A 14,834-nucleotide genomic window follows, 5' to 3' on the forward strand; every position below is an offset into this window, starting at 1 on the left:
TGACGACGCAGAGCTGTCTGCCGCTCCGATACAACTCATATGCGATAGCCCTGCCTCGAGGGGGAGGGGGATTTTGTGGTCGCCATGCCGAGTGAAATCGTCGACGATTGGCGCATAGTGAGGACGCAAGCCGGTTCCCCTCCCCTTGAAGGGTGGGGGTAACCTCACACGCGACAGCCTGCCACAACGATCATAACCAAAGGAGGAGAAAACCATGGCATTGACCACCCAGACGATGACCGACGAGCAGAGGAAGTCGGTGGCGACCGAATATCTGAAGGCCTTCGACAATGGCGGCGTGACCTCGTCCGGCGGGTCGATCCTCGACCTCTTCGCCGAGGACGCGCAGGTCTATTTCCCGAAATGGGGACTGGCCACCGGCAAGGAGCAGATCGGAAAGATGTTCGGCGACGTCGGCGGCACTCTGAAGTCGATCGTCCACCACTACTCGCACTTCAACTGGATCTTCTCGGGCTCGGACCTCGTGGTCTGCGAGGGAACCAGCCACGGCGAGCACCAGGACGGCCCGTGGCGCGCCGGACTGCCGGAATGGCAGGCCGGACGCTGGTGCGACGTCTTCGAGATCCGCGACTGGAAGATCCAGCGCTGCTTCATCTATCTCGACCCGGACTATGCCGGGAAGGATACGGCACGCTACCCGTGGCTTGCATCCTGACACGGAATCTTCAAGATTCCGTCATGTATCGCGCATAGAACAGCGCCTTCAAACGGCCCGGTCGAAGCCAAGTCTTCGGCCGGGCCGCATAGCAGTTTCACCAATCCATCCGCACGGCCTTTGCAGGCGATCTACTGTCGGCTAGTGTCGCGTTGTTGGGGCATTTGTGACGTGGGTGGGGGCAGTCGCAAGACATGAACGCGGCGGCTAAGAGTTCAAGTGGCGATCTTCTCCGGATCGAGAACCTGGGTATCTCGTTCGCGATCGTCGGCGGGCCCGTGCATGCCGTGCGCAACGCCAGCTTCCGCGTCCTGCCCGGCAAGGTGACGGCGCTGGTGGGCGAATCCGGGTCCGGCAAGTCGGTGATCAGCCAGGCCGTGATGGGCATCCTGCCCAATACCGCGCGGGTGCGCGGGTCGATCCTCTTCGACGATCCGCTGACCGGAAAGTCCACCGACATCCTGCAATTGCCGCGCGACGGCGAGGACATCCGGGCGCTGCGCGGCAGCCGGATCGGCAAGATATTCCAGGAGCCGATGACGTCGCTGTCGCCGCTGCACACCATCGGCAACCAGATCGACGAAGCGCTCAAAATCCATTCCGACCTCGATGCCGCCGAGGTGAAGGCGCGCACGCTGGAGATGCTCGGGCTGGTCGGCTTCCCCAATCCGGCGCGGGCCTACGGCATGTATTCGTTCGAGCTGTCCGGCGGCCTCAGGCAGCGCGCGATGATCGCCATGGCGCTGCTCTGCCGGCCGGCCCTGCTGATCGCCGACGAGCCGACGACGGCGCTGGACGTGACCATCCAGGCGCAGATCCTGCATCTGCTGCGCGACCTGCAGTCGCGGCTGAACATGGCCATGCTCCTGATCACCCACGACCTCGGCGTGGTCGCCAACGTCGCCGACGAGGTGGTGGTGATCTACCACGGCGAGATCATGGAGGCGGGCACGGTGGAGGACATCTTCCGCAGGCCGCAGCATCCGTATCTCAAGGGCCTCATGGCGGCGGTGCCGCATTTCGACATGAAGCCGGGCGAGCGGCTGAAGGCGCTGCGCGACGTTCCGGTCAAGGTCGGCACCCTGCTCGACAGTCCGAAGGCGACCGCGGCCGTCGCGCAACCGCGCTCCGACGTGCTGCTGTCGGCACGCGACCTGGTCAAGTCCTACACGACCCGCGGCTCCGGCTGGTTCGGCAAGGGCCGGGACAGGCCGGTGAAGGCGGTGGACGATGTCGGCTTCGACATCAGGCGCGGCGAATGCCTCGGGCTGGTCGGCGAGAGCGGATGCGGCAAGACCACGATCAGCAAGATCCTGATGCGGGCGGTCAGGCCGGACAGCGGCAGCGTCGTCTTCAACGGCGCCGACGGGCCGATCGACCTGCTGGCAGCGGAAGGCGAGGCGCTGCGGGCCGTCCGCACCAAGATCCAGATGGTGTTCCAGGATCCGGTCTCGTCGCTGTCGCCGCGCATGACGGTGCAGAACATCATCAGCGAGCCGCTGGAGATTCACGATCGCGGCGACGCCCAGTCGCGGCTGCAGAAGGTCACCGCGCTGCTCAAGGCGATCGGCCTCGACGAGCGGGCGCTGAACCGCTACCCGCATTCCTTCTCCGGCGGGCAGCGGCAGCGCATCGGCATCGCGCGGGCGCTGGCGCTCGGGCCGGAACTGCTGATCTGCGACGAGCCGGTGTCGGCGCTCGACGTGTCGGTGCAGGCGCAGATCCTCAACCTGCTCAAGGACCTGCAGGCAGAGCTCGGCCTCACCTACCTGTTCATCTCGCACAATCTGGCTGTCGTCGACTACATGGCCGACCGCATCGCGGTGATGTGCGCCGGCCGCATCGTCGAACTCGCGCCGTGCGAGACGCTGATGGAGCGCCCGGTCCACCCCTACACGCGGTCGCTGCTGGCGGCCGTGCCGTTTCCGGATCTCGACCGTCCGCTCGACTTCGATACGCTGCATGCCGCCGGCGCCTCCGACCAGAACGCCTGGGCGCCGCAATTCCGCAATGACGGTGACGGGGACGCGCTGACGCCGACCGATCTCGGCGGCGGCCATCTGGTGCTGGCGCGACGCTCCGTCGATAAAAGGGAGCTGGTCTGATGCTGACGCGCCGCACCGCCCTCGGGCTTTTCGCCACGGCCCTCCTGCCGGCCAGACTGAAAGCGGCCGACCGGGAGCCCGACTATCTGCGAAAGCGGATCGACGCCGGCGAGCTGCCGCCCGCCGCCGAACGGTTGCCGAAGGTGCCGCGCGTCATGGACGTCACGGAGTTCGGCGGCCTGCCGGGACGGCACGGGGGAACGATCCGCACCATCGTCAGCAGCCAGAAGGACATCCGGCTGATGACGCTCTACGGCAACACCCGGCTGGTCGGCTACGACCGCAATCTGGCGTTCGTCGCGGACGTCCTCGAGAGCTTCGACGTCGTCGAGGAACGCATCTTCACCTTCAAGCTGCGCGACGGCCACAGATGGTCCGACGGAGCGCCGCTGACGGCCGAGGACTTCCGCTACTGCTGGGAGGACGTGCTCAACAACGAGGACCTGAGCTCGGGCGGCCTGTCGGTCAGCCTGCTGGTCGGCGGCGAAAAGCCGCTGTTCGAGATCGTCGATCCGCTGACCGTCCGCTACACCTGGAAGGCGCCCAATCCCGACTTCCTGCCGAACCTGGCGGCGCCGCAGCCGCTGACCCTGGCGCTGCCCGCCCATTACCTCAAGCAGTTCCACAAGAAATACCAGGACGAGGACAAGCTCGCCAAGCTGATGAAGAAGAACAAGGCCAAGAAGTGGACCGGCCTGCACATCAAGATGTCGCGCACCTACCGGCCGGAGAATCCGGAGCTGCCGATGCTCGATCCGTGGTGCAACCGGACCCCGCTGCCGGCCGAGCAGTTCGTGTTCGAGCGCAACCCCTTCTTCCACCGCACCGACCAGAACGGGCTGCAGCTTCCCTATATCGACAAGGTCGTGCTCAGCGTCAGCTCCTCGTCGATCGTGCCGGCCAAGACCGGCGCCGGCGAGAGCGATCTGCAGGCGCACGGCATCGACTTCAACGACTACACCTTCCTCAAGGACTCCGAGAAGCGCTACCCGGTCAAGGTCACGCTGTGGAAGAAGACGCAAGGCTCGCGTTTCTCGATCCTGCCCAATCTCAACTACGACGACCAGGTCTGGTCCAATATCCTGCGTGACGTACGCTTCCGCCGCGCCTTGTCGGTGGCGATCAACCGCCACGAGATAAACATGGCGTCCTTCTTCGGCCTGGCGACGCCCAGCGCCGATACGGTGCTGCCGCAAAGTCCGCTGTTCCGGCCGGAATTCGCAAACGCCTGGATCGACTACAATCCCGATCTCGCCAACAGGCTGCTCGACGAAGCCGGCCTGACGCAGCGCGACGACGACGGCATCCGCGTCCTGCCGGACGGACGCCCGGCCCAGCTCATCGTCGAGACGGCCGGCGAAAGCACGCTTGAGACCGACGTGCTGGAACTCGTCGCCGACCACTGGATGCAGGTCGGCCTGGCGATGTTCATCCGGACCTCGCAGCGCGACATCTTCCGCAGCCGCGCGCTCGCCGGCAAGGTCATGCTGTCGCTGTGGCAAGGCCTGGACAACGGTGTGCCGACGGCCGACATGAGCCCCGCCCAACTCGCGCCGACCGCCGAATACGCGTACCAGTGGCCGTTGTGGGGCGTCCACTACGTTTCGCACGGGGCACAGGGCACGGCGCCGGACCTGCCCGAGGTCGTCGAGCTGATGCGGCTGCTCGGCGAATGGCAAAGGTCCGCCTCGATGGCCGACCGAACGCGCGTGTGGGACCGGATGCTGTCGATCTATACCGACCAGGTGTTCTCCATCGGCACGGTCAACCAGTCGCTGCAGCCCATCCTGCGGTCGGCGCGGCTGCACAATTTGCCGGAAGACGGCATCTACGGCTTCGACCCGACCTCCTACCTCGGCTTCTACAATCCCGACACCTTCTGGCTCGAGGACGCCTGACCGTGATCCGCTACATTTTCTGGCGCATCGCGGTCATGGTGCCGACGCTGCTGATCATCTCGGCGCTTGTGTTCGCCATCATCGAGCTGCCGCCCGGCGACTATTTCGAGAGCTACGCCGCCGAGCTGCAGGCGCAGGGCGAAGGCGTCGACATGGACAAGATCAACGCGCTGCGCGCCGAGTACGATTTCGACAAGCCGCCGCTCATCCGCTACTTCTACTGGGTCGGCGGGATGCTGACCGGTGATTTCGGCTACTCGTTCGAATACGAGCTGCCGGTGACGGACGTGGTCGGCGACCGGCTGTGGCTGACCGTGCTCGTCTCCTTCTGCACGATCGTGCTGACCTGGCTGATCGCCTTCCCGATCGGCATGTATTCGGCGACGCACCAGTACAGCTGGGGCGACTACGGGCTGACCTTCCTCGGCCTGCTCGGCATCGCCATCCCCAACTTCATGCTGGCGCTGATCTTCATGTATTTCGCCAACATCTGGTTCGGCACCTCGATCGGCCATTTGATGGACCAGAAATATCTCAGCCAGCCAATGAGCTGGGACAAGGCGAAGTCGATCCTCGAGCATCTGTGGATACCGGTGATCATCATCGGCACGGCCGGCACCGCCGGCATGATCCGGCGGCTGCGCGCCAACCTTCTCGACGAGCTGCAGAAGCAGTACGTCATGACGGCGCGCGCCAAGGGGCTGCACCCGTTCCGGACGCTGGTCAAATACCCGCTGCGCATGGCGCTCAACTTCTTCATCGCCGACATCGGCTCGATCCTGCCGGCGATCATCTCGGGCGCCGAGATCACGGCGATCGTGCTGTCGCTGGAGACGACCGGGCCGATGCTGATCAAGGCCCTGCAAAGCCAGGACATGTATCTCGCAGGATCCTTCCTGATGTTCCTTGCCTTCCTCACCGTCATCGGCGTGCTCATCTCCGACCTGGCGCTGGCGTTGCTCGATCCACGCATCCGGCTGCAGGGCGGGAGCACCAAATGACGACATCGCCGCCAATGACGACGGAGGCGACGACGTCGCCGCTGCCGGCGCCGGGCGCGCCGCTCGGCCATTTCGTCTCCACCGCGCCGTTCGACCCGCTGTCGGTCGAGGCGATGACGGAGGAGCAGGCCAAGGTCTACCAGGCCTCGCAGCTCAGGCTGATGTGGTGGAAGTTCAAGCGCCACCGGCTGGCGCTGTGGTCGGCGATCTTCCTCGCCGCGCTCTACTCCATGATCGTGATCTGCGAGTTCGTGGCGCCCTACAATCTGCACACGCGCAACGTCGACTTCATCCACGCGCCGCCGCAGCGCGTCCATCTGTTCGACAATGGCAGCTTCGTCGGGCCGTTCGTCTACGGCCGCACCATGACGCTCGACATGGACACGCTGAAGCGGGTCTATGCCGACGACCGCACCCAGGTGCAGAGGCTGCGCTTCTTCTGCTCCGGCGATCCCTACAAGTTCTGGGGCGTCGTGCCGGCCAGCTTCCATTTCGTCTGCCCGGCCGAGGGCGGCCAGTTCTTCGCGCTCGGCACCGACCGGCTCGGCCGCGACGTGCTGTCCCGCATCATCTACGGCGCCCGCATCTCGCTCACCATCGGCCTGATCGGAGTCGCCTTCTCCTTCGTGCTCGGCGTCGTCATCGGCGGGCTCGCCGGCTATCACGGCGGCGTCTTCGATCTCGTCGTGCAGCGCGTCATCGAGGTGCTGCAGTCGCTGCCGAGCATCCCGCTATGGATGGCGCTGGCGGCGATCATGCCGGTGACCTGGAGCCCGATCGTCATCTATTTCGGCATCACCATCATCCTCGGCCTGCTCGACTGGACCGGGCTGGCGCGGGCGGTACGCTCGAAGCTCCTGTCGCTGCGCGAGGAGGACTACGTGCTCGCCGCGCAGCTGATGGGCGCAAGGCCCGCCCGCATCATCGGCCGCCACCTTGTCCCCGGCTTCATGTCGCACCTGATCGCCTCGGCAACAATCGCCATCCCCGGCATGATTTTGGGTGAGACGGCGCTGTCCTTCCTCGGCCTCGGCCTCAGGCCGCCGATCACCAGCTGGGGCATCCTGCTCACCGAGGCGCGCAGCGTCAACGTCATCGCCTTCTACCCCTGGCTGCTCTATCCGATGATCCCGGTGATCCTGGTCATCCTCGCCTTCAATTTCATGGGCGACGGCCTGAGGGACGCTGCCGATCCGTATCGGTGAGGGCTGAGTTTTCTCCCCCTCAGGGGGAGAAGGCCGCGAAGCGGCCAAAGGGAATTGGCCCAGGCAGCGCGACGCCCGGTCTGCCATGCAGAAAGCCAACAAGGAGTCGAGCACTGCCGCAGCGACCCCACCCGGCCGCTTCGCGGCCACCCTCCCCTCAAGGGAGAGGGAGAGCCAGCGCTACATCCCCCACCTGAGCGCCGCCGTATGCACCGGCGCGTTCCAGAGCCGTGCAGTTTCGTCGTCGAGGATGGACAGCGTGATCGAGCAGCCGGCCATGTCGAGCGAGGTGACGTAGGAGCCGACCAGCGAGCGGACGATGGTGACGCCGCGCTTCTCGAACAGCCTCCTGGCGCTGTTGTACATCAGGTAGAGTTCCATCGACGGCGTGCCGCCAAAGCCGTTGACGAACAGCAAGGCGTTGCCGTTTACGCGCGTGCCGAGATCGCCGGAGATCGCCGCGCAGATCTCGTCGGCGATCTCGTCCGCGCTCTTCAACGCATCGCGACGGCGGCCGGGCTCGCCATGGATGCCGACGCCGAACTCCATCTCGTTGTCGCCGATGTCGAAGGTCGGCCTGCCGGCGGCAGGCACGGTGCATGAGGTCAGCGCCACGCCCATCGAGCGCGTTGCCGCGTTGACCCTGTCGCCCAGCGCCTTGAGCTCGGCCAGCCCCCTGCCCTCCTCCGCTGCCGCGCCGACGATCTTTTCGACCACCAGCGTTCCCGCGACGCCGCGCCGGCCGGTGGTGTAGAGCGAATCCTCCACCGCAACGTCGTCATTGGTGACCACCTGCATGATTCCCTCCGACATCTCGGCGGCCATGTCGAAATTCATCACGTCGCCTTCGTAGTTCTTGACGATGAACAGGCAGCCGGCGCCGGTGTCCACCTCGGCGGCGGCCTCGACCATCTGGTCGGGCGTCGGCGAGGTGAAGACCTGGCCGGGGCAGGCCGCGTCCAGCATGCCGTGTCCGACGAAGCCGCCATGCAGCGGCTCATGGCCCGAGCCGCCGCCCGAGATCAGCGCCACCTTGCCGGGCTTCAGGCTCCTGCGGCGGATGAACTTGTGGCCGCCGCCGAGCGCAAGAATGTCGGCATGGGCTGCGGCGAAGCCGTCGAGGCTCTCGGTCAGCACCGTGTCGACGGAATTGATCAGTTTCTTCATGGTTCTCCTCCCGATCGGCTTGGCTATGGTAGTAGTATCGGCTGGCGCGCATACGGCTCCCGATGAAAGCACTTCGGGCTCGCCACCTCTCCCCCTGCCGGCAAGGGCTGTCGCATATGAGTTCACCCCCACCCCTAACCCCTCCCCACAAGGGGGAGGGGACCGGGTGGCGTCTCCACCGAGCACCAATCGTCGACGGTTTGCGTTGCATAGCGGCCGCAAAGTCCCCCGCCCCCTTGAGGGAGGGGTCAGGGGTGGAGGTAGAGGGCCGAGCAACAGTTCCTGAAATCCGATATGCGATTGCCCTGCCTGCCGGGAGAGAGGAATCGCTAACCACGGTCCGTCACGGGGTTGCTTCATCGGTCACCCCTGTGGCCGCCGGTATTGTCGTCCTTCTCAAACAGATCGGCGATCCTCTGCACGAAATCGGCGACGGCGCGGTCGAGGGCGGCGTTCTTCGCCGCGTCGCCGAGGTCCGGCACGCCGATCGACAGATGCCGCATGCGCGTGAAGCCGGCCGGCAGCGGCGCCTTGCCGGGATGGGCGCGCTCGTATGCGGCAAGGAAGCGGTCGCGCTCGGCCGGGCTGAAATGACAGACGGCGATCAGTGCCGGCAGGTGCTTTGCCGGGATCGGCGTCGAATAGGCCGGGCTGGCGATCTGCGTGACGAAGCTGCGGTTCTTGCCCAGTTCGTCGGCCAGCCGCTGCCGCGTGCCGGACGGACGCCGGTCGATGATTTCTGCCAAGATCGTCTTGTAGGCGCGGATCGCGTCGTCCGCCGCGGCGCCGTCCGGCGATTCCTCTTCCGCCGCCATCACTCAGAGCTCGACAGCCGCGATGGCGGCCTTGGCTGCGGCAAGCTGCGCCGGCACCACGGAAAGATCGCGCAGGCCGGCGGCAAGCAGCGCAGGGATCGCGACCGGGTCGCCGCCGGCATCGCCGCACAGGCTGACGGGGATTTTTTGCTCGCGCGCGAAAGCCGCCACGTTGCCGATCAGCCGCAGCACGGCCGGATGGCCGACGTCATGAAGGGCCGCGACGCGGCCGTTGTCGCGGGCCGCGGCAAGCACATACTGGGTGAGATCGTTGGAGCCGATCGAGAAGAAGGCGGCGTCCGAAAACAGCTCCGGCGCCACGGCGACCGATGGCACCTCGACCATGATGCCGAGCGGCGGCATTTTGTGGGGCACGCCCGCCTTCGCCAGCATTGCCGCTTCGTCCGAGAACAGGGCGGCCGCCGCCGCATATTCGCCGGGAACCGCCACCATCGGGACCATCACCTTGAGATTGCCGTGGACGGCGGCGCGCAGCAGCGCCCGGATCTGGACGCGGAAAATCTCCGGCCGCGCCAGCGACAGCCGGATGCCGCGCAGGCCGAGGAACGGGTTGGTCTCCTCCACCGTGAAGCCCGGCACCGGCTTGTCGCCGCCGGCATCGACGGTGCGGATGGTCACCGGCTTGCCGCCGGCCCATTCCAGCACCTTTCGATAGGCGGCGAGCTGCGTCCCCTCGTCCGGCAATACCTTGCCGAACAAGAACTCGGTGCGCATCAGGCCGACCCCGTCGCAATGGCCGATGTCGACGGTTTCCACGTCGGAGGGGTCGGCGATGTTGACCTGCACGCGGATGGAGGTGCCGTCCCTGGTTGCGGCGGGCTGGGCGAGATAGGTTCTTGCGACCTCGCGCCCTCGGCGAAAACCCGCCGCGGCTTCATGGAAGGCCGCCGCAGCGACCGGATCGGCATCCACGATCAGCCGGCCGTGCTCGGCGTCCAGCAGGCCAAAACCCCGGGCGCCGGCCAGGCCGGCGCCAAAACCGACCGCCATCGGCACGCCGCGCCCGCGCGCCAGCATGGCGACGTGACTCGCCGCACTGCCGCCCGACAGCGCGATGCCGCCGCCGGCGTTCCAGTCGGTCCGGAGGAAGCGCGTCGGCGTGATGTCCTCGCCGACCAGGATGGCGCCGGCCGGCGCGGTTTGCTCGCCTTCGCCGGACAGCGCCCGCAGGACGCGGTCGCGGATGTCGGCGAGATCGGCGGCGCGAGCCCGGAAATAGTCGTCCTCGGAAGCCTCGTAGCCTGCGATCTCGGCATCCAGCGCCATGCGCCAGGCCATGTCCGCCGGCTCGCCGGCGGCGATCGCCTCGAGCGCCGGCACCGCCAGCGCATCGTCGGACAGCATGGCGATCTGGAACTCCAGCATGTCGGCGGCTTCGCCCGACATTTGTACCGCAAGCTCGGTGAGCCCATCGGTCGCGGCGGCCATCGCCTGATCGAGCGCGGCCTTCTCGGCATCGGCCGAGCCTTTCGGGCTGTAAGTCGCCTGCGGACGGTCGAGGCGGAAGAGCGGACCTTCGGCGTAGCCGGGCGAGGCGGGGGTGCCAGAGAGGAGACTGCCGCTGGTTGTCACATCGTCTTCATGCGCGCCCGTTGCGCCGATGTCGCGCTCCTTCGCACCCCCCTCTGGCCTGCCGGCCATCTCCCCCGCAAGGGGGGAGATTGGCTGTGTCGCGCTCACCGCATCTCCAGCAACGCCGGCGATTGGCGAAAGCGGCGGCGACGGCTGATCTCCCCCCTTGCGGGGGAGATGGCCGGCAGGCCAGAGGGGGGTGCGACCAGGCACGACCTTCTCCGATTCTCTCATGCTGACCGCTTGCTAAGCCGTCCGCGCATGCGCCTCGTCCTCGTCGAAATTGCGCTCGACCAGCGCGGCGAGCGCCGCCACGGCCGCGGCGGCCGTCTCGCCGCGGGCGCGCAGGTGCAGCACCGTGCCCTTCGGCGCCTTGGCGGCCATCATCTTGACGATGCTTTTCGCGTCGAACCACGGCCCGTCGGCCGCGAGCGCCACCTCGACATCGGCGGCAAACGTCTTCGCCAGCTTGGTGAACTTCACCGAGGGCCGCGCATGCAGGCCGACCTCGTTGGTGATGAGGACCGTGGTTTGGGCGGTGTTCGACATCAAGACTTTCCCGTTGCTCAGGCCGGCGCCAGTTCGTGCGCCGTGGCTACGACATCCTGCAGCGATGCGCCACCCGAGGCCTCGGTCGCCGCCATCACGGCGCCCTCGACGATCGGCGCGTTGCAGATGACGATCCTGGAAGCGCGCGGCTCGCCGATCATCTCGACCGCCATCTCGCTGTTGGTCTCGGCGCCGCCGAGGTCGACGAGGATGGCGACGCCGGCTTCCGACCACGCCTTGTCGATCGCCTCCATGATGGCGCCGACCGAGGTGCCCAGCCCGCCCTCGCCGTTGCCGCCGCACCAGGCGAGCGGCACCTCGTCGCCGACCATCTGGCGCACCATGTCGGCGGTGCCTTCCGCGACAAGCGGCGAATGCGACACGATGACGATCCCGACATTGCTCATTCAGAAATCTCCAACGTTTCGGCAAGCGCGCGCACCAGCAGCGCGGAGGAGCGCGCGCCGGCGTCCATGTGGCCGATCGAGCGGTCGCCGAGGAAGGAGGCGCGGCCGCGGATCGCCTTCATAGGGATGGTCGCCTCGGCCGCCGCATCGGCGATCGCGGCGATCTCGGGCAGGTTCTTGCCTTCGACGAGCGCCGCCTGGACGGGATAGAGCACGTCGAGCATGGTCTTCTGGCCGGCCTGCGACTTTCCGCGCGCCGCGACGGCGTCGACGGCCTTCCTCAGCGCCTCGGCCACGCTCACCCGGTCCGGCGTTGCCGGCCATTCCTTGCCGAGCGTCATCAGCAGCGTGCCGTAGAGCGGGCCCGACGCGCCGCCCACCGTCATCACCAGCTTCATGCCGACCGCCTTCAGCGCCTCGGGCAGCGGCTTCGCCGCGAACGCATAGGCCTCGGCGCGCACCGCCTCGAAACCGCGCTTCATGTTGAGCCCATGATCGCCGTCGCCGATCGCCTGGTCGAGCGCGGTCAGCTCGTCGGCGTGCGCGGCGATCGTGTCGGCCGCGGCGGCGATGAGGGTGGGGAGGGAGGCTGGAGCTACGTTCGTCATGGCATCCACCCGGCCTTACCCCCACCCCTTACCCCTCCCCTCAAGGGGGAGGGGGATTCTGCCGCGTAGACGCCCCCCTCCCCCTTGAGGGGAGGGCTATCGCATATGAGTTTACCCCCACCCCTAACCCCTCCCCACAAGGGGGAGGGGGACCGGCTGGCGTCTCCGCCGAGCACTAATCGTCGACGGTTTTGCGTTGCGTAGCGGCCGCAAAGTCCCCCTCCCCCTTGTGGGGAGGGGTTAGGGATGGGGGTACGGGGCCGAGCGGCAGTTCCTGAAATCCCATATGCGATTGCCCTACCCTTGAGGGGAGGGGTAAGGGGTGGGCGTGGTAGTCGCAAGAAGAGCATCTTTCCTACCCTCCGATCCTCTGACCGCTCGCGTCGAAGAACAGCGGGTCGCGAAAACGGATAGTCACCTTGTCGCCCTTGCCGAACGGCGTGTCGGGATCGACCAGCGTGATCAGCTTCCTCTCCCCGACGATCAGATGAAGATGGTTCTGGTCGCCGAGATGCTCGATCCAGTCGACCACGCCGTCGGCATGGCCGTTGGCGGCCTTGTCGATCGCCAGGTGCTCGGTGCGGGCGCCGATGGTGGCGGTGCCGGGCGGCGCGTCGGCATCCGGCAGCAGGCCGCGCGGCAGAAGGTTAATCGCCGGCTGCCCGAGGCGCGCAGCGACATGCAGGTTCGCCGGCTCGGTGTAGATGGCGCGCGGCGTGCCGATCTGGACGAGTTCACCGTCGGCCAATATGCCGATGCGGTCGGCCATGGTCATCGCCTCGATCTGGTCGTGGGTGACGTAGAGCACGGTGGCGCCGAGCTCGCGCTGGATGCGCTTCAGCTCCAGCCGCAGCTCGCCGCGCAGTTTTGCGTCGAGCGAGGACAGCGGCTCGTCCATCAGAAAGATCGACGGCTTGCGCACCAGCGCGCGGCCGATGGCGACGCGCTGCATCTCGCCGCCGGAGAGTTTGGTCGAGCGGTTCTCCAGCTTGTGGTCGATGCGCACCAGCCTCGCCACCTCGGCGACGCGGCGGCGGATGTCAGCCTCGCTCATCCTGCGGGCCGGCGAGCGCAGCGGGAAAGCGAGATTGTCGAAGACCGAGAGGTGCGGATAGAGCGAATATTGCTGGAAGACGAAGGCGACGTCGCGCGCCGACGGCTCCAGCCGCGTCACGTCGCGGCCGGCGATGTGGACGCTGCCGGTGTCCGGACGCTCCAGCCCGGCGACGAGCCGCAGCGTCGTCGTCTTGCCGGCGCCGGTGGGCCCCAGCAGCACCACGAATTCGCCGTCGGCGATGGCGAGGTCGAGCCCGCTGACCGCCTGCTTGTCGCCGAACGCCTTGGCAACGCCTTTCAGCCTCACGTCAGCCATGTGCCGCTCCTTCATAGAGCGCCGTGCGGATCGCCCGGCCCGACGCCTTGTCGAACAGCGACAGGCGCGCCGCGTTGAGAGTCAGCCCGACCGGTTCGCCGGCCGTCAGCCGGATGTCGGCCGGGACGCGCGCCTTGACCATGCCGCCGGCCGTCTCGACGGCGACGATCTGGGTGGTGCCGAGATATTCGGTGCCGTAGACGGCGCCGCGCAGCGTCGAGCCGCCGTCGAAGCGGATGTGCTCGGGCCGGAAGCCGAGCGCCATGTCGGCCGGCGCCACGTCCTCGCGCAGCTCGGGCACGGCGACCGCCGCGCCGTCGACGACGATTTCCTTCGCACCTCGCCGCAGAGCGCCGGCGAAGGGTAAAAAGTTCATCGGCGGCGAGCCGATGAACTCGGCGACAAACATTGTGGCCGGGCGATCGTAGATCTCGCGGGGGCTGCCGAACTGCTCGATGACGCCGTGGTTCATCACCGCGATCTTGTCGGCCATGGCCATGGCCTCCAACTGGTCGTGGGTGACGTAGACCGTGGTGGCGCGGATGCGGTTGTGCAGCTCGCGCAGCTCATGGACCATCAGGTCGCGGAACTCGGTGTCGAGCGTGCCGAGCGGCTCGTCCATGAGAAAACATTTGGGCCGGCGCACGATGGCGCGGCCGAGCGCCACGCGCTGGCGGTCGCCGCCGGCGAGGCCCGACACCGGCCGGTCGAGCAGATGGTCGATCATGAGCAGCCTTGCCGTCTCCTCGACGCGCTGGCGGATCCCGGCGCGCGGCATGCCCTGGGCGAGCAGCGGGAAGGCGATGTTCTTGCGCACGTTCATGTGCGGGTAGAGGGCGAAGAGCTGGAACACGAAGGCGATGTCGCGCTCGCGGGCGCGCTTCTGCGACACGTCCTCGCCGCCGAGCAGGATTTTTCCGCTGCTGGGCAGTTCCAGCCCGGCGATCATGCGCAGCGTCGTCGTCTTGCCGCAGCCAGACGGGCCGAGCATGACGAAGAACTCGCCGTCCTCGACGACGAAATTGGAGTTCTGGACGGCGGTGAAGCTGCCGAACTCCTTCCTGAGATTTTCGACGCGGATCTCGGCCACCGCCCTACTCCGGAAACTTCGAGACGACGATGAACATCAGCGTGCCGAAAAGCATGGTGACGAAGGACCAGGTGTAGAGCGCCAGCGCGAAGGGCTGGAACAGCATCAGGAAGCCGATGCCGATGACGGCGGTGGCGAGGTTTTCCATCGGCCCGCGGCGGAGGATGGAGGGCCAGGCGGAGCGGCGTTTGGCGGGCGCGGCAGTCATGCGCAGCCTCCATCATCGAGGCCTTCCGTACCCCCACCCCTTACCCCTCCCCTCCAGGGGGAGGGGGTCGTCGACGCCTCAGAAACCCCCTCCCCCTTGTGGCAGGGCTGTCCGGGGAAAGTTGTTGGTGAATCGAAATG

14 protein-coding genes are annotated in these 14,834 nt (G+C 67.0%); 5 read left to right on the plus strand and 9 right to left on the minus strand.

Features of this window, described 5'->3' with window-relative positions:
* The first annotated feature begins 214 nt into the window (after positions 1-214).
* From AC5JDC_RS27380 to AC5JDC_RS27400, 5 genes are all read left to right on the plus strand, one after another.
* Positions 215-676 carry a nuclear transport factor 2 family protein gene (locus AC5JDC_RS27380; protein WP_106773804.1) on the plus strand — a complete coding sequence of 154 codons (462 nt, stop codon included), beginning with the start codon at positions 215-217 and terminating at the stop codon, positions 674-676.
* 194 nt (positions 677-870) lie between these two features.
* Positions 871-2,781 carry an ABC transporter ATP-binding protein gene (locus AC5JDC_RS27385; RefSeq protein WP_495846455.1) on the plus strand — a complete coding sequence of 637 codons (1,911 nt, stop codon included), beginning with the start codon at positions 871-873 and terminating at the stop codon, positions 2,779-2,781.
* Positions 2,781-4,679 carry an ABC transporter substrate-binding protein gene (locus tag AC5JDC_RS27390; protein ID WP_495846457.1) on the plus strand — a complete coding sequence of 633 codons (1,899 nt, stop codon included), beginning with the start codon at positions 2,781-2,783 and terminating at the stop codon, positions 4,677-4,679. Before AC5JDC_RS27385 ends, AC5JDC_RS27390 begins: the two co-directional genes overlap by 1 nt.
* Before the next feature lie 2 nt (positions 4,680-4,681).
* Positions 4,682-5,680 (plus strand): ABC transporter permease, encoded by a 999-nt coding sequence (locus AC5JDC_RS27395; protein WP_106773807.1) that lies wholly within the window; start codon positions 4,682-4,684, stop codon positions 5,678-5,680.
* Between the two features lie 14 nt (positions 5,681-5,694).
* Complete coding sequence (locus AC5JDC_RS27400; RefSeq protein WP_106773808.1) at positions 5,695-6,885, plus strand: ABC transporter permease; 1,191 nt, start codon at positions 5,695-5,697, stop codon at positions 6,883-6,885.
* A gap of 180 nt (positions 6,886-7,065) precedes the next feature.
* Here the strand turns inward: AC5JDC_RS27400 and dhaK are convergent, their stop codons facing one another.
* From dhaK to AC5JDC_RS27445, 9 genes are all read right to left on the minus strand, one after another.
* Positions 7,066-8,052 (minus strand): dihydroxyacetone kinase subunit DhaK, encoded by a 987-nt coding sequence (gene dhaK / locus AC5JDC_RS27405; RefSeq protein ID WP_495846459.1) that lies wholly within the window; start codon positions 8,050-8,052, stop codon positions 7,066-7,068.
* A gap of 356 nt (positions 8,053-8,408) precedes the next feature.
* A complete protein-coding gene (locus AC5JDC_RS27410) occupies positions 8,409-8,867 on the minus strand; it encodes a hypothetical protein (protein WP_495846471.1) in 459 nt (152 codons plus the stop codon).
* Between the two features lie 3 nt (positions 8,868-8,870).
* Positions 8,871-10,568 carry a phosphoenolpyruvate--protein phosphotransferase gene (gene ptsP / locus AC5JDC_RS27415; RefSeq protein WP_495846461.1) on the minus strand — a complete coding sequence of 566 codons (1,698 nt, stop codon included), beginning with the start codon at positions 10,566-10,568 and terminating at the stop codon, positions 8,871-8,873.
* A 138-nt stretch (positions 10,569-10,706) separates the two neighbouring features.
* Positions 10,707-11,009, minus strand: a complete 303-nt coding sequence (locus tag AC5JDC_RS27420) for an HPr family phosphocarrier protein (RefSeq protein WP_106773812.1) — start codon at positions 11,007-11,009, stop codon at positions 10,707-10,709.
* Positions 11,010-11,026: 17 nt separating this feature from the next.
* Positions 11,027-11,416 (minus strand): dihydroxyacetone kinase phosphoryl donor subunit DhaM, encoded by a 390-nt coding sequence (dhaM, locus tag AC5JDC_RS27425; RefSeq protein WP_106773813.1) that lies wholly within the window; start codon positions 11,414-11,416, stop codon positions 11,027-11,029.
* Entirely contained in the window at positions 11,413-12,024 is a 612-nt protein-coding gene (gene dhaL / locus AC5JDC_RS27430; protein ID WP_495846464.1) for a dihydroxyacetone kinase subunit DhaL, read from the minus strand. Before dhaL ends, dhaM begins: the two co-directional genes overlap by 4 nt.
* Positions 12,025-12,379: 355 nt before the next feature.
* Complete coding sequence (locus AC5JDC_RS27435) at positions 12,380-13,396, minus strand: ABC transporter ATP-binding protein (RefSeq protein WP_495846466.1); 1,017 nt, start codon at positions 13,394-13,396, stop codon at positions 12,380-12,382.
* Positions 13,389-14,486 carry an ABC transporter ATP-binding protein gene (locus tag AC5JDC_RS27440; RefSeq protein WP_495846468.1) on the minus strand — a complete coding sequence of 366 codons (1,098 nt, stop codon included), beginning with the start codon at positions 14,484-14,486 and terminating at the stop codon, positions 13,389-13,391. The genes AC5JDC_RS27435 and AC5JDC_RS27440 overlap by 8 nt, the downstream gene beginning before the upstream one ends.
* 4 nt (positions 14,487-14,490) lie before the next feature.
* Positions 14,491-14,694, minus strand: a complete 204-nt coding sequence (locus tag AC5JDC_RS27445; protein WP_106773817.1) for a hypothetical protein — start codon at positions 14,692-14,694, stop codon at positions 14,491-14,493.
* Positions 14,695-14,834 lie beyond the last annotated feature (140 nt).

The organism is Kumtagia sp. (genome assembly GCF_059502445.1).

Excerpts from the sequence above, each read along its gene's own strand:
- AC5JDC_RS27390 (WP_495846457.1), top strand. The coding sequence starts at position 2,781 with ATGCTGACGCGCCGCACCGCCCTCGGGCTTTTCGCCACGGCCCTCCTG.
- dhaK (WP_495846459.1), bottom strand. The coding sequence starts at position 8,052 with ATGAAGAAACTGATCAATTCCGTCGACACGGTGCTGACCGAGAGCCTC.
- AC5JDC_RS27410 (WP_495846471.1), bottom strand. The coding sequence starts at position 8,867 with ATGGCGGCGGAAGAGGAATCGCCGGACGGCGCCGCGGCGGACGACGCG.
- AC5JDC_RS27380 (WP_106773804.1), top strand. The coding sequence starts at position 215 with ATGGCATTGACCACCCAGACGATGACCGACGAGCAGAGGAAGTCGGTG.
- AC5JDC_RS27435 (WP_495846466.1), bottom strand. The coding sequence starts at position 13,396 with ATGGCTGACGTGAGGCTGAAAGGCGTTGCCAAGGCGTTCGGCGACAAG.
- dhaM (WP_106773813.1), bottom strand. The coding sequence starts at position 11,416 with ATGAGCAATGTCGGGATCGTCATCGTGTCGCATTCGCCGCTTGTCGCG.
- dhaL (WP_495846464.1), bottom strand. The coding sequence starts at position 12,024 with ATGACGAACGTAGCTCCAGCCTCCCTCCCCACCCTCATCGCCGCCGCG.
- AC5JDC_RS27400 (WP_106773808.1), top strand. The coding sequence starts at position 5,695 with ATGACGACGGAGGCGACGACGTCGCCGCTGCCGGCGCCGGGCGCGCCG.
- AC5JDC_RS27385 (WP_495846455.1), top strand. The coding sequence starts at position 871 with ATGAACGCGGCGGCTAAGAGTTCAAGTGGCGATCTTCTCCGGATCGAG.
- AC5JDC_RS27420 (WP_106773812.1), bottom strand. The coding sequence starts at position 11,009 with ATGTCGAACACCGCCCAAACCACGGTCCTCATCACCAACGAGGTCGGC.
- AC5JDC_RS27445 (WP_106773817.1), bottom strand. The coding sequence starts at position 14,694 with ATGACTGCCGCGCCCGCCAAACGCCGCTCCGCCTGGCCCTCCATCCTC.